Origin of the sequence: Vreelandella aquamarina, from assembly GCF_044805175.1 — a bacterium.
Taxonomy (GTDB): domain Bacteria; phylum Pseudomonadota; class Gammaproteobacteria; order Pseudomonadales; family Halomonadaceae; genus Vreelandella; species Vreelandella aquamarina_B.
This window is the reverse complement of sequence record NZ_CP085232.1, coordinates 318,047-338,805: the sequence shown is the minus strand read 5'-3', so window position 1 is coordinate 338,805 and position 20,759 is coordinate 318,047. Positions and strand designations below refer to the sequence as shown.

Genomic DNA, 20,759 nt, shown 5'->3' with positions numbered 1-20,759 from the left:
CACCCTATTCATGTTCAAACGCTAAAAAATTACAAACCCTGCTTCAGGCTGGCGACGATAAACTGATCTAAATCCCCGTCGAGCACCTTGTCGCAGTTGCTGGACTGAACGCCGGTACGCAGGTCTTTAATGCGCTGATCATCCAGTACGTAAGAGCGAATTTGGCTACCCCAACCGATATCGGCTTTGGAGTCTTCCGCTTCCTGCTTGGCCGCATTGCGCTTTTGCATCTCAAACTCCCACAGCTTCGCCTTTAACTGTTTCATGGCGAAGTCGCGGTTCGCGTGCTGGCTACGCTGGCTCTGGCACGCCACCACAATGCCGGTCGGCTCGTGGGTGATCCGCACCGCTGAGTCGGTGGTGTTAACGTGCTGACCACCGGCGCCGCTGGAGCGGTAGGTATCCACGCGCAGGTCGGCGGGATTGATCTCGACCTCGAAGGTGTCGTCGATTTCCGGCGACAGAAACACCGATGCAAACGAGGTGTGGCGGCGACCGCCGGAGTCAAACGGGCTTTTACGCACCAAACGGTGAACGCCGGTTTCCGTACGCAGCCAGCCAAAGGCGTGGTCGCCCTGGATATGCAGCGACGCCGATTTGATGCCCGCCACTTCGCCTGGGGAAATTTCGATGATCTCGGTTTTGAAGCCGTGGCTCTCTGCCCAGCGCAGGTACATACGCAGCAGAATATTGGCCCAGTCCTGGGCTTCGGTGCCACCGGACCCCGATTGAATATCCAGGTAGGCGTTGTTCTCGTCCATTTCTCCCGAGAACATACGGCGAAACTCGAGCTTTTCCAGAGCGTCTTGCAGGCCGTTAAGCTCTTTACGCACTTCCTCGACGGTGCCTTCATCCTCTTCCATCTCGGCAAGTTCCAGCAGGTCGCGGCTATCCGCCAGGCCCTGGTCTAGCTCGTCGATGGTCGCCACGATGGCTTCGAGGGAGGCGCGCTCTTTGCCCAGTTTTTGGGCGTAGTCCGGGTCGTTCCAGACATTGGGGTCTTCGAGTTCGCGGGAGACTTCTTCTAGCCGATCTTTACGCTCGGCATAGTCAAAGATACCCCCTAAGAACGTCTGTCCGCTCAGACAGGTCCTTGATCTGGTGATGAATCGGGTTGGTTTCCAACATGGGTCGCTCTAGCCTTGGTCAGTAAATAGCGAAGTCTCGTGCGCGCTATATCGCGGCTTAAAAGAGACAGGCGCCGCTGGGGCGGCTCACGGTTTTGGTGCTAAACACCTGCGCGAGCTACCCCAGCGGCGATATTCTGGCACGCATTGTAACGAAACCCAGCGTAGACCGCACCCACCCTGACAGGCGTTCACCATGTAAGAAACCCGGCCGAAGCCGGGTCAATGGGTCGAAGAACGATCAGTAAGCGCGAGCAGCCGATCAGAACCGATAGGTCAGCTGGGCACCGAAGCCGTGAGCTTGGTTTTTGTAGTCAGCCGAGTAAGTAGCACCACCGACGGCGACACCACCCGTTTGAGCGCTAGCAAGCAGATCTTGACGATCTTGCTCAACAAAAGTGCTGCGCTCGGTCAGATAAGAGTATGCGAAGTCCAACGTTAGGTCTGGAGTCGGACTCCAGCCGGCACCGATAGAGAAGATACGGCGCTCATCAGACGGGATACGCACGCTACGGTCTTGGTCATTGGTAGGAGTGAAGTCCAGCGTTACACCCGCGCGCAGCGCCAAGGTCGGCGTCAGTTGATACTCGCCGCCCGTCGCGAAGGCCCAGGCGTTTGAGTAGTTTTGCTGCTCGTTGGTGATTTCATTGCCCTGGCTACCTAAGATCGAAATTTCCTCAAACTGGCTCCAGCGCACCCAAGAAGCACCAAACATCAGCTTCAAGCGGTCGGTCATCTGCTGGGTCAGCGAGAAGTTAACCGTTTCAGGGGTGGTCAAATCCAGGTTAGCGGTATCAGCACGTACCACGTTGCCCAGCGGGTCTGTCGCGCGGAAGGTGCCTTCCAGTTCATATTCCACCGCAGAGCGGTAGGTCAGGCCCAGCGTTGTTTCTGGCACCGGCTGATAAATGACACCCAGGTTATAGCCCCAGCCGTCATCGTCGCCCTCCACTCGTGAATCCACATCACCGGCGGCATTGAAGGCAGCACTAGTGGGCAATTGACGACGCAGCTCGCCTTCCACCTGGTTATATGTCACACCAATACCCGCCGACCACTGATCGTTAAAACGGTAAGACACGGTTGGCTGGGCGCTCACCACGCGCAGCTCGGTATAGTCACCGAAATAGCGGCCTTGGAAGGTATCTTCATACTCAGTTTTAGAACCAAACGGCGCATAAATACCGAAGCCAAATGCCAGACGCTCATTCACGGGCTGGGCATAAAACGCAAAAGGTATCAGTGTACCCGGCACCATATCGCCATCGTTAGTGCCCGGAATCGCGCCTACCGGCACTTGAACACCTGCCGGAGCGCCGCCTTGGGCAACACCGGCATCCAAGGTGCGGTTCGCCGTGACATTACTAATATCCGTATCGACGCTTAAAAAAGTACCGCCCGCTGTAATCTGTGCACGGTCGAGAAACGACATACCCGCCGGGTTACCGTACACAATCGTGGCGTCGTGTATGTTGGAGCTACGCCCCGCGTGGCCATACCCCTGCCCACTGACGCTCTGCTCGTTGATTTGATATCCGCCTGCGTTGGCTTGGCTAGCAAAGGTAACTGCTGCAACCGCGGCCGCTAGGGTTACTTTCTTGAAGTTATTATGCATTGTGGGCCTCTCTTCCTATGATCCGGCGGACTCAGCCATCCACCTGCGTCGTTATTACACCTCAGTTTTCGCCCAATGACGGGTTCGGTTCAAGTGCAAACGAGCGTTTTATTTTGTTTTTTGCTTATACATTAGTCGCACGACCGTTTTAAATCAGTGTTTTAGTGCTTTCGACTGAGTCGCTCGCGCCTGCTTGACCTATGGGTTACCCAAAGGTTTTACACTGCAGTGTGAACGTTTACCACCAACTGGGGGGAGGTTATGTCGTTAAGCGATTTGAAAGTTGGCGAACTCGCCAAACGCGGTAACGTCACCGCGGAAACCGTCCGCCACTACACCCGAGAAGGGTTGCTATCGCCCCAACGGCACCCTGATAACGGTTACCAGCTCTATTCCGCTGCGGATCTGGAGCGCCTGCACTTTATTCAGCGGGCGCGCAAGCTAGGGTTTAGCGTAGCGGAGATCCGCGACATCCTGGCCCATGCCGACCAGGGCGACTCCCCCTGCCCGCTGGTACGCGACCTGCTTGCCCACCGGCTACCGCAAATACGCGCACGGATTGCCGAGCTGGAAGCGCTCGCCCAGCGTATGGAGCAGGCGTTGGAGAGCTGGCAAGACATGCCCGATGGCACCCCCGACGGCCATAGCCTGTGCCGCTTAATCGAAAGTTTTCCTGAGGAGGCACCATGCAGTCACACCCCCTGCAGTCACAAACGCTAACGCGCACCGTGCCCGGCATGAACTGCCAGGGCTGCGTCAAGCGTATGCGCGAGGCTATTCACACCAAAGATCCGTCGGCCAGTGTGGAGGGGTTTCCCGCCGAGAAGCGCCTAGAGGTCACAAGCTCGCTGGATGGCAACGCGCTAGATAGTGCGCTTAGCGAGGCAGGCTACCCACCCGATGAAGCGCCGAGTGAAGATCCTTTACCTGCCGAGTCGGCCCCAACTTCCGAGGTGGCCGAAGGCCAAAATGCGCCTACTGACGCCCCCCAACAGCGGCTATTGATTAGCGGCATGACCTGTGCGGGCTGCGTGAAAAGCGTTGAGAAAGCACTGGCGAATACCCCTGGGGTGAGTGCTGCGTCTGTGAACTTTGGCACCCACACCGCCCAGGTCACGGGCAGCGCCAAGCGCGAAGCGCTGATTGACGCCGTTGCCGCAGCGGGCTACCACGCTGAACCCATCGTGGATATGCGCGAAGCGGAGCGCACCCGTGAAGCCCAGGAAGCGGCAACCTACCGTCAGCGCCTCAAGGGCAGCATTCTATCGCTTGCCCTTGCGATTCCATTGATGCTGAGCATGTTCGTTTACCATCCGCACCCAATGGGCCTGGGCCGCCTCTATTGGCTAGTAATAGGCCTACTGACCCTGGCTATTTTGGCCTTTCCTGGGCGGCACTTTTTCACCAATGCTTGGAAACAACTCAAGCACCACCAAGCCAACATGGACACCCTGGTGGCCATGGGCACCGGCACCGCCTGGCTCTACTCGATGATGGTAGTGCTCTTCGCCCCCTGGCTACCCGAAGTGGCCCAGGGCATCTACTTTGAAGCCTCCGCCATGGTCGTGGGGCTGATACTTTTAGGCAACGCCATGGAGCTACGCGCCCGTGGCCGTACCAGCAGCGCCCTTAAACGGCTGCTCGACCTGCAGGAGAAAACCGCCCGGGTGATACGCGACGGCGTTGAACAAGAAATCGCGGTGGACGATGTAACGCTGGATGACCATATTCGCGTTCGCCCCGGTGAGCGGCTGCCGGTGGATGGCGTAGTACTCAACGGCCAGAGCTATATCGATGAATCCATGCTCACCGGCGAACCGGTGCCCGTGCATAAAACAGCGGACGATGACGTAAGCGCGGGCACGGTGAACGGTAACGGTAGCTTGGTGTACCGCGCCACGCGCATCGGCCGCGATACCCGTTTGGGGCGCATTACCGAGCAGGTGGCCAGCGCACAAAACTCCCGCCCACCGATTGGCGAGCTGGCCGATAAGATCTCGGGCGTATTTGTACCCGCCGTGATGATTATTGCGGTGCTAACGGCCCTTGCCTGGTACAACCTGGGGCCTGCCCCGGTGGTTATTCATATGCTGGTCACTGCCACTACCGTGCTGATTATCGCCTGCCCCTGCGCGCTGGGCTTGGCCACTCCCATTTCCACCATGATTGGTGTGGGTAAAGCCGCCGAGCATGGCGTGCTGGTACGCAGCGGCGAGGCGCTGCAAACCGCTAGCCGCCTGACCATGCTGGTGGTGGACAAGACCGGCACACTGACCGAAGGCAAACCGCGGGTGACCGAGGCAACGGTGCTGCACGATGATAGCGCCCAAGTGTTGGCCTGGGTGGCCGCCCTAGAGAGCCGCTCGGAGCACCCCCTTGCCAAAGCGCTGACAGCCTACGCCGACGAGCACGACGCCCGCCCCGATACGCTGGCTAGCTTTGATAGCGTGACCGGCGGCGGTGTTAAAGGCACCAGCCAAGCCAATGACACGCTGCTGCTAGGCAATGCGCGCTTATTGGAAGAGGCTGGTGTTGACCTCTCCCCGGCAGAGGAGAGCATCCGCCAGTTGGAAGCCAAGGCGCGCTCGCTGGTCTATTTGGCCGTCAACGGCAAGCTGGCCGCCCTCTTCGGCGTTAGCGACCCGCTACGCACCGACGCCGCCGCAGCCGTAAAGCGCTTACAGAACGATGGGTTAACCGTTGTGATGCTGACAGGCGATAACGAGCATACCGCCGCTGCGGTGGCCCGCGAGGTAGGCATTAGCGAGTTCAAGGCAGGCATGACGCCTGACGACAAGCACGCAGAAATTGAGCGCCGCCAAGCGGCGGGCGAAGTGGTCGGCATGGTGGGCGACGGTATTAACGACGCCCCCGCGCTGGCCCGGGCCAACGTGGGTTTTGCCATTGGCCAGGGTACCGATATCGCCATGGAGAGCGCTGGCATTACCCTGATGCGCGGTTCACTGCATGGCGTGGCCACAGCGATTGAACTTAGCCGGGCCACGCTCACCAACATCAAGCAAAACCTGGTAGGCGCCTTTGGCTATAACGTGCTGTGCATCCCGATTGCCGCCGGTGTGCTCTACCCCGTAACCGGCATGCTGCTGTCACCGATTATTGCCGGCGCGGCCATGTCGCTCTCCTCCATCACCGTGGTCAGCAACGCCAACCGCCTACGGTTATGGAAGCCCACCCAGCAGGAGGCCGTATGAGTTTATTGATCAACCTTGCGGGTATCGCAGCCATTGGCTTGATCGTCTGGTGGTTTTGGCTTAACTAGCAACCGCTTAGCTAACCCCGATATAACGCCCTGGCTTGTGGTTCAGGGCGATAATCAAGTTGAGCATCAGCGCCCCCAGCACCGAATAGCCCACACGGTCTAGCGGTAGCTGGGTGAGCGCCACCAGCAGGATCACCGCGTCGATGCCGAGCTGCACATAGCCTGCCCGCAGGCCATGCTTATCCTGCAGGTAGAGGGCAAGAATGTTGATTCCGCCGAGACTGGTGCGGTGGCGAAACAGCATCAGCATACCGATTCCCATGAGCGCGCCGCCCATTAACGCGGCATAAAGCGAAGGCACATTGGCAAAGGTAACCCACCCCTGGGTAAGTTCCGAGAACAGCGACACCAGGCCAATCGCGACAAAGGTGCGTAGCGTAAAGCTCCACCCCATGCGCTTAATCGCCAGATAGTAGAACGGCAGGTTAATGGCAAAGAACCAGATGCCGAACCCCCATCCCGTTAGGTAGTTAAGCAGCAGCGCCATGCCCGCCGTGCTGCCGGTGAGCAGTACCGCATGGGTGTAAAACGTTACCCCCAGCGCGACAAACAGCGTGCCCAACAGCATCGCCATGACGTCCTCATAAGGCTTATGAGGGTCTTTAGGAAGATCTTCCATATTCATAGGTGCGTCCTTTTTAGGATGATTCGAGCGGCCGCTTGTGCGGCCAAGGACGCGAGGATAGCGGAGCGCGTTAGATGGGGCTAGCGTGCTCCACCATCAGTTGCAGTGACTCACGACCCCGCCAGCGGTTGCGATTCAGCTTATAAGCGCAGTGCAGGGTATCGCCAACCCCAAACGAGGGCAGCTCCCCCGGCGTTAACGCACGGAACCAGATCGCTTTGCTGGTCACCGCCCCCATAGAGAGCTCCATCATCAGGTGCGAGCCCTCTGCGCCGACCGGGCGCAGCGCTTCCACAATGAAGCGCCCTTCAAACAGCGGCGGGTCGAACTCCCGCCCGTAGGGGCCCAGCGTCTCGATTTCAACCAGCGTCGCCAGTGAGAGTTGTGCGGTGGAGAGTTCGCCATCGGTCCACAGGCGCGGGTAGAGCGGCGTGTCGCCAAGCTGCTCACCGATCGCCTGCAAAAACGCGGCTTTGAAGGTGTCGAGCTGCTCCCGTGGCACGCCCACGCCTGCAGCGCCACTGTGGCCCCCAAAGCGCGGCAGCGCCTCTGGGGCAAGCTCAAAGGTGCGCTGTAGTGCGTCCCGTAAATGCAGCCCGTCAATAGAGCGGCCGGAGCCGGTAAGCATATTGGGTGCCGCCGCCCGCGTGAGCACTACGGCTGGGCGACCGTAGGCCTGGACCAACCGCGAGGCCACAATACCCTGCACACCGGGGTGACCATCTTCCAGCAGTACGACCACCGCAGGTTCATTGGCCTCCAAGGCGGGAGCGGCCAGTGCCCGCGCCTCCTCGGCCATATCCGCCTCAATCGCCTTGCGGGACTGGTTATCCTGGTCAAGCACCTCTAGCTGCCGGTTAGCGACGCTGTCGCTCTCCGCCAGCATAAAGTGCAGCGCCGCATAGGGGTCATCTAGCCGTGAACGAGCGTTGATCCTCGGGCCCATCTGAAACGCCAGCGTTTCAGCGTTAAAGGGGACGCTGTCGGCCCCTAAGCGCGCTGCCATGGCCCGCCAGCAGGCGGCGTCCATGCGGTTAATCAGCGTCAAGCCGTGGCTCACCACCGCTCGGTTGGCGGGGCTGCCGCCGAGCGAGACACAGTCCGCCACGGTGCCTAGCGCGACATAAGAGAGCCACGGCGAAAGCTTCGGCGTGGCCTCGGGCAGTACGCCCCACTCGACCAATACGCTACGGGCGAGCGACATCAATAGCCACGCCACCATGCAGCCCGCGATGGTTTTATCAGGGTAGTCGCAGTCGCTACGGGTCGGGTTCACACAGGCGTAAGCAGAAGGCGGCGGGCCTTCCAGCGGCAGAGCGTGGTGATCGCTGACCACCACATCGATACCCGCCGCGCTTAACCGCGCAATGCGCGGCTCATCGGAGCTGCCGCAGTCGGCGGTAATCACCAGCGTCGGCAGCGGTTTTAAACCGAGGGTTCGCTCCACCAGCGGCAGGCTGATGCCGTAGCCATCGTGAATACGGTGGCCAATCAGGCTGTGCAGCTTATGCTCGGGCACGCCGAACAGCTCGACCAGCGTGCGCCGAATCACCACGTGGGAGGTGATTCCATCCACATCGTAGTCGGTCAGAATGCCAATGGATTCGCCCTCAGCGACCGCCTGGGCGATCCGCTCAGCGGCGCGGCGGCCATCGGCAAGCTTTTCGGGATGCACCAGATAACGCAGGCTTGGCGATACCAGAGGCGCCAGCTCCCCGGTGTAGCCTGGAAGCCGCGACGCCAGCAGCCGCGCCTGCAGCTCGCTCAAACCTTCGGCCTGAGCACGGGCATACACGGCCTCGTCCAGGGGACGAGGCTCTAGGCGGGGACGGCTATTGTGTGCAGCGAGTGTTCGCGCAGAGAGCGGCACCTGGGTCATGCCACCTCAGCGACGGTTATCGGCAATGAACCGCTGCACCGCGCTCAGCTCTGCCGGTAGCACCGTGTAGCGCTCTTCACGCTCCAGCAAGTCGTCCATGTGGGTCGGCAGCGGAACGCCCTGGAAGCCCGCCTTAACCACCGCTTCAGCGAATTTCGCCGGGTGGGCGGTGGCCAGGGTGATCATTGGTGTGGAGGTATCCACACGCGCCCGCTCGGCGGCGCGGTAGCCGGTGGCCGTGTGCGGGTCGAGAATCTCCCCGGTGCGGTGGTGGGCTTCCCGAATCACTTCCAGAATCGTCTCATCATCCACGCTATGGCTGGCGAACTTCTTGCGCAGCTTGGCCAGCGGCGCGTCGGCAAGCGCGGTGGGCTCTTGCTGGAAGCGCTCCAGCAGCGCGGCCACAGCGGCACCGTCACGGTCGTAAGCGTCAAACAGCAGACGCTCGAAGTTGGACGACACAACGATATCCATGGAAGGCGCCAGCGTGGCCGCCAGCTCTTTCTTGGAGAAGTCGTTGGCCGCCAGGGTGCGGTGCAGAATGTCGTTGGCGTTGGTGGCGATAATGAATTGCTTCACCGGCAGGCCCATCTTGTACGCCATGTAGCCCGCAAAGACGTTGCCGAAGTTGGCCGACGGCACGCAGAAGCTCACTTCCCGCTGGGGGGCACCCAAGGCCACGCCTGCGGCCACGTAGTAGACGATCTGGGCCATGATACGCGCCCAGTTGATCGAATTCACCGCCACAAGCCGCGTGCCATTCAGGAACTCCTGGTTGGCAAAGCTGGCCTTGACCATCGCCTGGGCATCATCGAAATTGCCCTCAATAGCGATGTTGAAAACGTTATTCGCCAGCACCGAGGTCATCTGGCGGCGCTGCACTTCGGACACGCGGTTATGGGGGTGCAGAATAAAGATATCGAGGTTGTCGCAGTGGCGGCAGCCTTCGATGGCTGCAGAGCCGGTGTCGCCGGAGGTGGCCCCCATAATCACCGCGCGCTCGCCGCGCTTTTTCAGGAAGTGGTCCAGCAGGCGGCCAAGCAGCTGCAAGGCAACGTCTTTAAACGCCAGGGTGGGGCCGTGGAACTGCTCCAACAGGAAGTGGTTGGCATCCAACTGTTTTAACGGCACCACCGCGTCGTGATTGAACGTGGCATACGCCTCGGTTACCAGGCGGCGGAAGGTGTCATCGTCGATCTCACCGTTTACAAACGGCTTCATCACCCGGAAGGCGATCTCGGCATAAGAGAGGCCGGCCATGCTGGCCAGCTCCTCTTGAGAGAACTTGGGCAGCGTTTCCGGTACGTAGAGGCCGCCGTCGCTGGCCATGCCGGTGAGCACCACCTCTTCAAAAGAGAGGGCAGGCGCTTGGCCACGCGTGCTGATATAGCGCATGGGTTACTCTCCTTCGTCCAAGCTTTCCACGCGAATACGCGTCACGGGGCCTGCGATGTCCGCCATGGCTTCGATTTCGCGGATCGCTTCGTTCATCTGCTTCTCTTTAGTGCTGTGGGTCAGCAGAATGATCGGTACCAGTTCACCTTCGGTGGCCTCTTTCTGGATCAGCGCTTCAATGGAGATGCCCTGCTCGGCCAGGATGGTTGCGACACGGGCCAGCACGCCGGGGCGGTCAACCGCCAGCAGGCGCAGGTAGTAGGCCGTGGTGATCTCTTCCATCGGCATAATCGGCAGCTGGCTAACATCTTCATCGATGCCGCTAAACGCCAGGTAGGGCACGCGGTAGTGGTGGTCGGTGGCAATATCCCGCGCCACGTCCAGTAGGTCAGCGACCACTGCCGAAGCCGTTGGCTCGGCACCGGCACCGGCACCGTAGTACAACGTGGGGCCAACCGCATCGCCCATCACCGCAATCGCATTCTTCACACCGTGCACATTGGCCAGCATACGCTCTTTAGGAATCAGCGTGGGGTGTACCCGTAGCTCCAGCCCTTGATCGGTGCGCTTGGAGATCCCCAGGTGCTTGATGACGTAGCCCAGGTTATCGGCCTGCTCCACGTCTTCGGCAGTAATGCGGGAGATCCCTTCGGTGAAGGCTTTTTCAAACTGCAGCGGTACGCCGTAGGCAATCGAGGCCAGGATGGTCAGCTTGTGGGCTGCGTCGATCCCTTCCACGTCGAAGGTGGGATCAGCTTCGGCGTAGCCAAGCGCCTGGGCTTCCGCCAGCACGTCTTCAAAGGCACGGCCTTCGTCGCGCATATGGGTCAGAATGAAGTTGCCGGTGCCGTTGATAATACCGGCCACCCACTCGATACGGTTGGCGCCCAGGCCTTCACGCAGCGATTTAATGACGGGGATACCGCCTGCAACAGCAGCTTCAAAGGCAACAATCACACCTTTTTCATGGGCTGCGCGGAAAATCTCATTACCGTGAACCGCGATTAGCGCCTTGTTAGCGGTCACTACGTGTTTGCCATTGGCAATCGCAGTGAGCACCAATTCACGGGCGATATCGTAGCCGCCAATCAGCTCTACCAGCACATCCACGTTGGGGTTGTTAGCCACTTCGAATACGTCGGTGGTGGCGTTAATGCCGGTAATATCGCAGTCGGGATGGATACTGCGGTGGGCAACCTGCTCAATGACAATCGGGCGGCCTGCGCGGCGACTAATATCGTCGGCGTTACGCGTTAATACGTTGAAGGTGCCGCCACCTACCGTACCTAACCCACAAATGCCTACTCTTACCGGTTTCAAAATACTTCCCCTTTCGTGTTGGGCACCCGCAGGTGCCGCTTCTTAAATCAGTGTCTCAGCGTTTTCGTTCGTCACTTAGGTGACGTTATTCATCTTCCAAGCCTAACATGGCAACGAGCCGGTCGGGGGGTACAAACCCAGGTACCATTTGCCCATCGGGCAGGATGATGGCTGGTGTGCCCTGTACACCCAACGCTTGCCCCAGGGCGTACTGCTCAGCTACCGGATTATCACAGCTAGCCGACGCGGCAATGGTTTGGCCCTGTTTCGCTTGATTCATCGCCTCGCTGCGGTTATCCGAGCACCATACCTGCTCCAGAGTGTTAGCCGCACCGCTCCCCATACCGGCCCGCGGGAAGGCTAGGTAGTGTACCGCAATCCCACGCTCGTTGAGTTCGGGCACGGTCTCATGGAGGCGCTCGCAGTAGGGGCAGGTGGGGTCGGTAAACACCACCACCGTGGCCTTGGGCTCATCGACACTGCGAAACACCACCCGTTCGCTCTCCGAGACGGTGGCCAGCGCCGCGGCACGCTCTTGGTTGCGAGACTGCTCGGTTAAATTCACCAGACCATTATCCGCATTTTGGTAGAGGTCACCTACCAGAAAATGGCTGCCGTCCGCATTGGAGTAAAACGACTCGCCGCTCTCAAGGCGAACATGGTAAACCCCTTCCATCGGCGTGGCGCTCACTTGCTCTACCGGCATTGATTGGCCGTTAACTTGCAACGTCTCAGCAAGACGCTCGGCGGCATCATCGGCGTTGGCAAAGGCAGGCAGTACACTGCCCGCCAGCAACAGCCAGAGGGCACAGGTTTTCGCAACTGAGGGCATACGTTGGCGCATTGTTTCATTAACCTCGCGGATGGTGTTCGGCATGTAGCTGCTCCAGGCGCGCCTGGGCAACGTGGGTATAAATTTGCGTGGTGGATAGGTCGCTATGGCCTAACAGCAGCTGTACGACCCGCAAATTCGCCCCATGATTCAATAAATGGGTTGCAAAGGCGTGGCGCAGCGTGTGGGGCGACAGCGGACGCGAAATCCCCGCCGTGATAGCGTGGGCTTTGATGCGGTGCCAAAACGTTTGCCGTGTCATGGCGTTATCGCCCCGCCCTGGGAACAGCGCCGGGCGCGTCGGGTCCTGCATTAATGCCGGGCGTGCGGTTTTCAAGTAGCGCGCTAGCCACTCGGCGGCCTCTTCCCCCATGGGCACTAGGCGGTCTTTATCCCCTTTACCGCGCACGCGCACCACCCCTTGACGCAAATTCACTGCGTCACTGGTCAGTCCCACCAACTCAGATACCCGCAGCCCGCAGGCGTAGAGCAGCTCCAGCATGGTGCGATCACGCACGCCAAGCGGCGTGCTCACATCCGGGGCCAGCAGCAAGCGCTCTACTTCCTCCTCCTCCAGCGTATTGGGCAGGCTGGGGCGCACTTTAGGAAGTGACACATTAGCGAGCGGGTCGCTGTCAATATGGCCATAGAGCCGTGCCCAACGATAGAAGCCGCGTAGCGACGAGAGCATCCTAGCGTTGCTGCGCAGCTGGTAGCCCTGCTCGCGACGCTGCTCCATCCAAGTGCTAAAACGCGTTGGCGAGGCTGTGAGCAGCGTTTCATCATCGCGTTCAAGCTGCTGCTGCCAGGCGGTTAAATCGCGCCGGTAGGCCGCTAGCGTATGGTCGCTGGCTCCCTGCTCTAACCACAGGGCATCCAGATAGGCATCAATCACGCTCATAGGCTAACGGTCTCACGGTGAGGCCACAAACAAAAACCCCGCCCCGCAAAGCGGTGACGGGGTTTTCCGTACCCGAGCGCCAGGCGCCCGTGAAAAAGTGGCGATTAAGCCAGCTTTTCCTTGATACGCGCCGACTTGCCGCTGCGCTCGCGCAGGTAGTACAGCTTGGCTTGACGAACGTCACCACGACGCTTGACTTCGATAGAGTCAACCAGCGGGCTGTAGGTCTGGAAAGTACGCTCAACGCCAACACCGTGGGAGATTTTACGCACGGTGAAAGCGGAGTTCAGGCCACGGTTACGCTTGCCGATCACCACACCTTCAAACGCCTGCAGACGCTCACGAGTACCTTCTTTTACTTTAACCTGAACGACGATGGTGTCGCCCGGTGCAAAAGCAGGAATCTCTTTGTTCATCTGCTCGGCTTCGATCGCCTGGATCACCTTGTTCTTGCTGCTCATCTTCATACTCCTAAATAACGTAATGGTTTGCCACGCAGTTGTGGAAGGGGCAAACCGTGATCCCGGCGCTCGAAGCGAGCCACGCGGGAGTCGTTATGGGTGACGCAGGTACGCACGCTAACTGCGTATTCGTCCTGCACCGCCGCTCTGCGCTACTCGCTGCTATCCGAGGTAGTGCGCAGAGCGTGTTCCTCGATAAACTCGTCTAGCAGCGCTTGCTGCTCGGCGTTAAGAGTGCGCCCTGCCAATAAGTCAGGACGACGCTGCCAGGTACGCCCCAGCGACTGCTTCAACCGCCAGCGCTTGATGGCTGCATGATTTCCGCTGAGCAGCACCTCAGGCACTTGGCGCCCGTCGATCACTTCTGGACGGGTATAGTGCGGGCAGTCTAACAAGCCGTCATTAAACGAGTCCTCGATAGCGGAATCCTGGTGGCCCAGCACGCCGGGTACCAGCCTTGCCGCTGCGTCGATCAGCACCATCGCGGGCAGCTCACCGCCACTCAGCACATAGTCGCCAATCGACCACTCTTCATCGATGTCACTCTCCACCACACGCTCGTCGATGCCTTCATAACGCCCAGCAACCACGACCAGCGGGCCTGCCGAGGCGAGTGCTTGCACCCCTTGCTGATCCAACCGGCGCCCTTGAGGCGATAGGTAGATCACTGTCGGCGTAAGGCCGGTGGCCTGCTCGGCACGTTGGCGAGCATCAAAGATAGCCGCCCTGAGGGTGTCTACCTTCATCAGCATGCCAGGGCCGCCGCCATAGGGGCGGTCGTCCACGCTGCGGTGGCGGTCGGTGGCGTAATCCCTCGGGTTCCAGAACTCTAGGGCAATGCGCTGCTTCTCTACCGCCCGACCGATGACACCCTGCTGGGTAATCGCATCGAACATTTCAGGAAACAGTGACACAACCCCAATCCACATCGCTGGTGCGTCTGTTTGACTACCTGCGGCTTCCTCTGCTGCCACCGTTGTATCCGTCGCCGTAAGTTCGTTCAAAGCGTCTGGGCTCATCAAAACTCAGGGTCCCAGTTAACCACCATACGGCCGTCTTCCAGGCTGATATCAACAATCACATCATCGGGCAGAAAGGGTAACAGCCGCTCGCGCTTATCGATTGAGTCGTTATCGCCGCGTACCACCATGACATCGTTTGCGCCGGTTTCAAACAGGTAGCTGACCTGCCCTAACCGCTCGCCTGACTGAGTGAAGACAGTAAGACCTTCAAGCTCATGCCAGTAATATTCGTCATCGGAAAGCTCAGGCAGTGCCTCTTTAGGCATGAGGATGTCCGCTTGCGCCAGCCCCTCGGCTGCCGTTCGGTCATCGATGCCCTTCAGCTGCACGACAAGCCCTTTGCCTTGCCGACTCCCCTGAATCACGGTCATGCGCGTCAAGGTTTCCCCTTGGCGCACCCACCACTCGGGGTAATCTAAAATGCTGTCCATGGGATTGGTATAGGAGTACACCTTTAGCCAACCTTTAATCCCGTGAGGGCTGGTGAGCTTACCAAGCACTACGTGCGTGTCGTCAGTATGGCTAGTGTTAAAACGCGTCATTGACGACTACTCCGGCTACAACAGCATCTATTGCTATGACTTGCGACGAGCAACAGGCTTAGGCCTGTTTGCGCGCTTCTTTAACCAGCTCAGCAACACGACCAGACAGCTGGGCGCCTTGGCTCTGCCAGTGAGTCACGCGATCCAGATCAACGCGCAGACGCTCTTCCTGACCACGGGCAACCGGGTTGAAGAAACCAATACGCTCGATGAAACGGCCGTCACGGGCGTTGCGAGAGTCGGTAACAGTCAGGTGATAAAAGGGACGCTTTTTGGCGCCACCACGTGCCAAACGAATGGTAACCATACGATAACTATCCTTCGGTTGAGGTTACGAGAGTGGGACATAGCGCTAACCGCTATCAGAACACTCGTCATACTGTTTTCTTGGTGCACCACCTGCTTATATAAGCCTTGGCAACGCACCATCAGGACCTTCACTGGCAAGCATTGGAGCCGTGCTAACGCACATTTTGCCAACACCCACGCATGAAGAGGCCGCATTCTACGCAAATGCGCTCGGCTTGGAAAGCCTGGCAGCCAGAAAACTCACAGGCCGTCAACCTTGCCAAGCGCTCAAAATACGTAAGGGGCGCCGCTTACCGCCAGGGCAAACCGCCGCCGCCGCCCATTCCGCCCATGCCACCAGGGCCGCCACCACCGCCCATCATGCCTGACATGCCGCGCATCATTTTCTGCATACCGCCTTTCTTGCCCGCTTTCTTCATCATTTTCTGCATCTGCTTGTGTTGCTTTAGCAGGCGGTTAAGGTCCGGCACCTGAAGGCCGGCACCTGCGGCAATACGGCGCTTACGTGAGCCGTTAATAATCTCTGGCTTACGGCGCTCTTTGGGCGTCATCGAGTTAATCAGCGCTTCCAGCTTGCCTAGCTCTTTTTCAGGGCCAGGGCCCTGGGCCAGTTCAGCCATTTGGCCCATGCCCGGCAGTTTGCCCAGCAGGCCACCCATACCGCCCATTTTCTTGAGCTGCTGAAGCTGGTCGCGGAAGTCTTCCAGGTCAAAACCATCGCCTTTTTTGACTTTGCTGGCGAGCTTGGCAGCTTTGTCTTTATCGACGGCGCGCTCGGCCTCTTCAATCAGCGACAGCATGTCGCCCATGCCCAGGATGCGCGACGCGACGCGGTCGGGGTGGAAAGGCTCTAGCGCATCAACCTTCTCGCCCACCCCCATGAACTTGATGGGCTTGCCGGTAATATGGCGCACCGAGAGCGCGGCACCGCCACGGGCATCGCCATCTGCCTTGGTGAGGATGACACCGGTGAGCGGCAGCGCGTCGTGGAACGCTTTCGCCGTATTCACCGCATCCTGGCCGGTCATGGCGTCGACGACGAACAGCGTTTCCTGGGGGGAAATCGCCTTATGCAGCGCCTGAATTTCCGCCATCATCGCTTCGTCAATGGCTAGGCGGCCTGCGGTATCCACCAGCACGACATCATGGAACTGTATTTTGGCGTGCTTGATGGCCGCATTGGCAATGTCGACCGGCTTCTGGTCCGAGCGCGAAGGGAAGAAGTCGACCTGGACCTCTTTCGCCAGGGTTTCGAGCTGGTCGATGGCCGCCGGGCGGTAAACGTCCGCCGAGACCACCAGCACCTTTTTCTTCTCGCGCTCGCGCAGGTAGCGGGCCAGTTTGGCGACGGAGGTGGTTTTACCCGCCCCCTGCAAACCCGCCATCAGCACCACGGCTGGGGAACCTTTTAGGCTGAGGCCTTCGTTGGCCTCGCCCATAATCGCTTCCAGCTCCTGCTGGACGATTTTAACGAACTGCTGGCCCGGCGAGAGGCTTTTAGAAACCTCTTGCCCCACCGCCCGTTCGCGCACCCGCTCAATGAACGCTTTGACAACCGGCAGCGCCACGTCGGCTTCCAGCAGCGCTTTGCGTACTTCGCGTAGGGTATCTTTGATATTGTCGTCGGTTAGCCGTGCTTGGCCTTTGATCGACTTCAGCGTCTGGGAAAGACGCTCGCTCAGATTCTGAAACATGGGGCCTCTGCCTCCGTCGCTGTCGCCGGGCGTATTCACCGGACGAATGTGGTCGCGATTATACGCGCTCGTGGCGCGAGTCTCCATGGGCGTCACCATTGGCGCTTGATGGCTGTGCGACGCCGCTTTGATTGGTTATAGTAGGCAAGCCGTCCTAAATGGCCAGATGTTAACTTTGCTGGACTTATTTGCTGGACTGATCAGCCGTTTTTCAACCATTGTCTCAACAACGCGCTGCAAGGCGCACGGATAGCATCATGCAGGCGCTCCCTTTCGCCACGATCGCTTTTATACTTTACGTCGCTGCTGCTATTTGGCAGGGCATGACACTGTTTCGCCGGGTGCCTCCCCGCCAGGGCATGGTACGCCTACTGGGCGCGCTGGGCCTGCTGCTGCATATCCCGGTCGTTGTCCAACTGGTTGGCGAATCGCCTGGGCTACTGCCGGGTTTCACCACCAGCGCGACGCTGCTCATGGCAGTAGCGGTCAATGTTGTGCTGGTGGCCAGTCTGTTCAAACCTGTGCTCAATGCCGGCATTGCCCTGTTTCCACTGGCTGGGATCGCCCTGATTGTTGCCACCTGGCTGCCTAGCCAGGGCAGCCATAGCGGCTTAACACTAGGCATCCTGCTCCATGCCGTTAGCTCCGCATTGGCCTTTGCCGTGCTGGCCATTGCTGCCGTTCAGGCGGTATTGGTAGGACTACAGAATCAGGCACTGCGTCACCACCATATCCGTGGCATTGTGCAGTCTTTGCCGCCGCTTACCACCATGGAGCGCGTGCTGTTTGAGCTGATATGGGCAGGGGTTGTACTGCTGACCCTTTCGATTATCAGCGGTTTAATCTTCCTCGATAACCTGTTTGCTCAGCACCTGGTACATAAGACCGCTCTTTCGCTGGGCGCGTGGGTTATTTTCACGACGCTGCTAGTGGGCCGCTATCGTTTTGGCTGGCGCGGCATGCGCGCCGTACGCTGGACATTGGGTGGCTGCGCCCTACTACTGTTGGCCTACTTTGGTAGTAAGTTTGTGCTGGAAATCCTGCTGAATCGCTAGGCCCACGCGCTTAGCGGTTAACGCCCCCGCACACGTGCGCTTGACACGCCACTGCCATGCTTCTACAAATCGAGCTTAATACGTCATAAAGGAATTTTCGACTTGAGCGACGACTTCCCTCTGGGGTTACTGTTCGGCCTGCTAGCCTTACTCATCCTGCTATCTGCCTTCTTCTCTAGTTCTGAAACGGGCATGATGTCGATCAACCGCTACCGGCTTAGCCACCAGGCTAACAGCGGCGACCGTAGCGCCAAGCGCGTGATGCGTCTTCTCACCCGCCCCGACCGCCTGATTGGCGTTATTCTGATTGGCAATAACTTCGTTAATAACCTCGCGGCTTCCATTGCCACGATTATTGCCATCCACTTTTTTGGCGATGTGTCCGGCCCTGCCATTTCCACGGCGCTGCTCACCATCACCATTTTGATTTTCGCGGAAGTGACGCCCAAAACCTACGCAGCCATCAAGCCTGAGCGTATCGCATACCCCACTTCGTTTGCCCTGGAGCCGCTGCTCAAGCTGCTCTATCCCTTAGTGTGGCTGGTCAACGTGATGTCGAACGGACTGCTGCGGCTAGTGGGCGTCAAAAGCGTGGATAACGGCGGCGACAGCCTGACCCGTGACGAGCTGCGTACCGTGGTACATGAGGCGGGTACGCTGATCCCCTACCGCCACCGGGCCATGCTGCTGTCGATACTTGACCTCGAAAACGTGACGGTGAACGACATTATGGTGCCCCGCCATGAAGTGCTGGGCATCGACCTGGATGACTCGCTGGAAGATATTCTGACCCAGATCCGCACCAGCCAGCATACGCGCCTGCCGGTGTATAAGGGCGATATCAACAACATTATTGGCATGCTGCACCTGCGCAACGCGGCGCGCTTTTTATCCCGCAGCGAAGTCACCAAAGCGGCCATCGTGCAAGAAGCGCGGGAACCCTACTTCATTCCCGAGTCTACACCGCTGCATACGCAGCTGTTGAATTTCCAGAAGCAAAAGCGCCGGATCGGCATCGTGGTGGATGAGTACGGCGACGTCGAGGGCCTGGTCACCCTGGAAGATATTCTGGAAGAGATTGTGGGCGAGTTCACCACCGACGTTTCCGAAGACGACGAGATTCATCAGCAGGACGACGGCAGCCACGTGATTGAAGGCACAGCGAACATCCGTGAAATCAATAAGATGCTGGGGTGGCAGCTGCCCACCGATGGCCCGAAGACGCTAAACGGGCTCATCCTTGAGCACTTGGAGGCCTTCCCAGAAGGCCCCGCCTGCCTGCAAATCGGCAATACGCGGATGGAGATTCTGGAAATCCGCGACAACCTGATTACCTCAGCACGCTGCTGGCAAAAGCTCCGCTTGCCACGCCGCTAGGGCTTTTAACCCAGACGGCTTTTTTGGCAGCGGGCGATTTCGCTATCACCCGCTGCCTTCAAGGCTCTGACGCGCTGCTCCAAGAAACGCCTTAGCGCCACGCCTTCAGCCTCATGTACGGCAATGGGCGGGCCAAAGTGTAGGCTCACCGGCGCCCTAAACCGCGACGGCCATTTCTTGAGCGCTTTGCCGCCGTAGTGGGAGGTCCACGAACCCCACAGCCCCGCTAAACCTGCCGGAATCACCGGCACGTTGTCGCGGGCGAGAATCGTCTCAAGCCCACGGCGGAAGGTGTGAATCTCGCCATCCGGCGTTAACCGCCCTTCTGGAAACACCATCACGATATCACCCTGACGCAGCGCTTTGCTTACCTCATCCAACGTGCGCCGCAGCGCGCCCGGGCTGTGGCGCTCAGACTCAATCGGGATAGCGCCGACCAGTTGAAACCACCACTTCAGCCAGCGGGATTCAAAAATGGGCTGGTCCATCACGAAACGCAGCGGGCGCGGGCTTCCACCGCCCAGCACTAACGCATCCATAAAGCTAACGTGGTTACATACCACAAGTGCCGCACCCTGCTTGGGCACATGCTCCTGGCCATGCACCGACAGCCGGTAACAGCCTCGCATGGCCACATAGATAACGCGACGCAGCAAACAGCGGATAGTGTTGATCCCCCATGTCACGCCCTTGCACCTCGGTGACGCAATCCGGCCAGCATGGTGCTCATTAGCTGGTCCAGCAATTCATCCACCTTGAGCTGCTGCCCCTGCCAGTAGCCTAGCCGCTCGTTCAAACCCAACTGCACTAGGCCGTGGACGCTACCCCAAAGGGTGCGGCCAAGACGGCGTGCCTCTAAGTCGTCCAAAGCGGGCTGATACTGTTTTAACGATGACTCTACCTGAGTAAACAGGGCTTCAATCAGGTCGCTCTGGCGCTGGTCCAGCTCCCCTTCCTGGGCGAGCGGGTAATCAAACAGCAGCTGCCAGCGGTAGCAGTCCTGCTCAGCAAATCGCCAATAGGCATGCGCCAGCGAACGCAGCCAAGGCTCTGGGTCATCCTCAGCCAAGCTGGTAATGGTATGCTGCAAACGTGCGAGGGTTTCGACGTTGACGTGCTGCAATAGATTATTAAAGCTGCCGTAGAGTTTTAGCAGCGTACTGGGCGCGCAGCCCACCTCTCTGGCCAAGGCACGCAGTGATAAGCCATGGACTGGCTGTTTAGCCAACCACTCATCACATGCGTGCATGACCTGCGCGTGGAGGGCATCGGGCGCATGCTGTCTAGGACGGGCCATGGCGATCTCTTCAGGTCAACGGCAAACA

19 protein-coding genes are annotated in these 20,759 nt (G+C 59.1%); 4 read left to right on the top strand and 15 right to left on the bottom strand.

Annotated elements, in window-relative coordinates:
• Positions 1-29 precede the first annotated feature (29 nt).
• A protein-coding gene (gene prfB, locus LG300_RS01630) for a peptide chain release factor 2 (protein WP_404376671.1) occupies positions 30-1,128 on the bottom strand; the annotation gives its coding sequence in 2 pieces (ribosomal slippage) (positions 30-1,052 and positions 1,054-1,128; 1,098 coding nt in all).
• Positions 1,129-1,389: 261 nt separating this feature from the next.
• Complete coding sequence (locus tag LG300_RS01625; RefSeq protein ID WP_404376670.1) at positions 1,390-2,742, bottom strand: OmpP1/FadL family transporter; 1,353 nt, start codon at positions 2,740-2,742, stop codon at positions 1,390-1,392.
• Between the two features lie 276 nt (positions 2,743-3,018).
• On the opposite strand from LG300_RS01625, the gene LG300_RS01620 reads away from it, so the two are divergent.
• On the top strand, positions 3,019-3,462 hold the full coding sequence (locus LG300_RS01620) for a MerR family transcriptional regulator (RefSeq protein ID WP_404377960.1): 444 nt from the start codon (positions 3,019-3,021) through the stop codon (positions 3,460-3,462).
• Positions 3,429-5,954, top strand: coding sequence for a heavy metal translocating P-type ATPase (locus LG300_RS01615; RefSeq protein ID WP_404376668.1), 2,526 nt, complete (start codon positions 3,429-3,431; stop codon positions 5,952-5,954). Before LG300_RS01620 ends, LG300_RS01615 begins: the two co-directional genes overlap by 34 nt.
• A gap of 75 nt (positions 5,955-6,029) precedes the next feature.
• On the opposite strand, the gene LG300_RS01610 is transcribed toward LG300_RS01615, so the two are convergent.
• The 11 genes from LG300_RS01610 to ffh all read right to left on the bottom strand — a co-directional run bounded on the left by LG300_RS01610 (position 6,030) and on the right by ffh (position 17,002).
• Complete coding sequence (locus LG300_RS01610) at positions 6,030-6,647, bottom strand: YitT family protein (RefSeq protein ID WP_404376667.1); 618 nt, start codon at positions 6,645-6,647, stop codon at positions 6,030-6,032.
• A 70-nt stretch (positions 6,648-6,717) separates the two neighbouring features.
• Positions 6,718-8,526: a DHH family phosphoesterase gene (locus tag LG300_RS01605; protein ID WP_404376666.1), complete on the bottom strand. Its 1,809-nt coding sequence runs from the start codon at positions 8,524-8,526 to the stop codon at positions 6,718-6,720.
• Positions 8,527-8,532: 6 nt separating this feature from the next.
• On the bottom strand, positions 8,533-9,921 hold the full coding sequence (thrC, locus tag LG300_RS01600) for a threonine synthase (protein WP_404376665.1): 1,389 nt from the start codon (positions 9,919-9,921) through the stop codon (positions 8,533-8,535).
• Between the two features lie 3 nt (positions 9,922-9,924).
• Positions 9,925-11,241 (bottom strand): homoserine dehydrogenase, encoded by a 1,317-nt coding sequence (locus LG300_RS01595; protein ID WP_285263789.1) that lies wholly within the window; start codon positions 11,239-11,241, stop codon positions 9,925-9,927.
• Between the two features lie 85 nt (positions 11,242-11,326).
• A complete protein-coding gene (locus tag LG300_RS01590) occupies positions 11,327-12,118 on the bottom strand; it encodes a DsbC family protein (RefSeq protein WP_404376664.1) in 792 nt (263 codons plus the stop codon).
• The gene (gene xerD, locus LG300_RS01585) at positions 12,093-12,974 is read right to left on the bottom strand and encodes a site-specific tyrosine recombinase XerD (protein WP_404376663.1); all 882 of its coding nucleotides are present in this window, start codon (positions 12,972-12,974) and stop codon (positions 12,093-12,095) included. Before xerD ends, LG300_RS01590 begins: the two co-directional genes overlap by 26 nt.
• A gap of 104 nt (positions 12,975-13,078) precedes the next feature.
• Entirely contained in the window at positions 13,079-13,435 is a 357-nt protein-coding gene (gene rplS, locus LG300_RS01580; RefSeq protein WP_285263786.1) for a 50S ribosomal protein L19, read from the bottom strand.
• A 152-nt stretch (positions 13,436-13,587) separates the two neighbouring features.
• Positions 13,588-14,364: a tRNA (guanosine(37)-N1)-methyltransferase TrmD gene (gene trmD, locus LG300_RS01575; RefSeq protein ID WP_404377959.1), complete on the bottom strand. Its 777-nt coding sequence runs from the start codon at positions 14,362-14,364 to the stop codon at positions 13,588-13,590.
• A gap of 89 nt (positions 14,365-14,453) precedes the next feature.
• Positions 14,454-14,999: a ribosome maturation factor RimM gene (rimM, locus tag LG300_RS01570; RefSeq protein ID WP_285263785.1), complete on the bottom strand. Its 546-nt coding sequence runs from the start codon at positions 14,997-14,999 to the stop codon at positions 14,454-14,456.
• Between the two features lie 58 nt (positions 15,000-15,057).
• Positions 15,058-15,306 carry a 30S ribosomal protein S16 gene (gene rpsP / locus LG300_RS01565; protein WP_009098555.1) on the bottom strand — a complete coding sequence of 83 codons (249 nt, stop codon included), beginning with the start codon at positions 15,304-15,306 and terminating at the stop codon, positions 15,058-15,060.
• 292 nt (positions 15,307-15,598) lie between these two features.
• Positions 15,599-17,002, bottom strand: a complete 1,404-nt coding sequence (gene ffh / locus LG300_RS01560) for a signal recognition particle protein (protein ID WP_404376662.1) — start codon at positions 17,000-17,002, stop codon at positions 15,599-15,601.
• A 257-nt stretch (positions 17,003-17,259) separates the two neighbouring features.
• On the opposite strand from ffh, the gene LG300_RS01555 reads away from it, so the two are divergent.
• Both LG300_RS01555 and LG300_RS01550 read left to right on the top strand, forming a co-directional pair.
• Positions 17,260-18,057, top strand: coding sequence for an inner membrane protein YpjD (locus LG300_RS01555; RefSeq protein WP_285263784.1), 798 nt, complete (start codon positions 17,260-17,262; stop codon positions 18,055-18,057).
• Between the two features lie 102 nt (positions 18,058-18,159).
• Positions 18,160-19,434 (top strand): HlyC/CorC family transporter, encoded by a 1,275-nt coding sequence (locus tag LG300_RS01550; RefSeq protein WP_159340922.1) that lies wholly within the window; start codon positions 18,160-18,162, stop codon positions 19,432-19,434.
• Between the two features lie 5 nt (positions 19,435-19,439).
• Here LG300_RS01550 and LG300_RS01545 read toward each other — a convergent pair whose 3' ends face one another.
• On the bottom strand, positions 19,440-20,063 hold the full coding sequence (locus LG300_RS01545) for a 1-acyl-sn-glycerol-3-phosphate acyltransferase (RefSeq protein ID WP_404377958.1): 624 nt from the start codon (positions 20,061-20,063) through the stop codon (positions 19,440-19,442).
• Positions 20,064-20,116: 53 nt separating this feature from the next.
• Positions 20,117-20,731: a TetR/AcrR family transcriptional regulator gene (locus tag LG300_RS01540; protein ID WP_404376661.1), complete on the bottom strand. Its 615-nt coding sequence runs from the start codon at positions 20,729-20,731 to the stop codon at positions 20,117-20,119.
• Between the last annotated feature and the right edge of the window lie 28 nt (positions 20,732-20,759).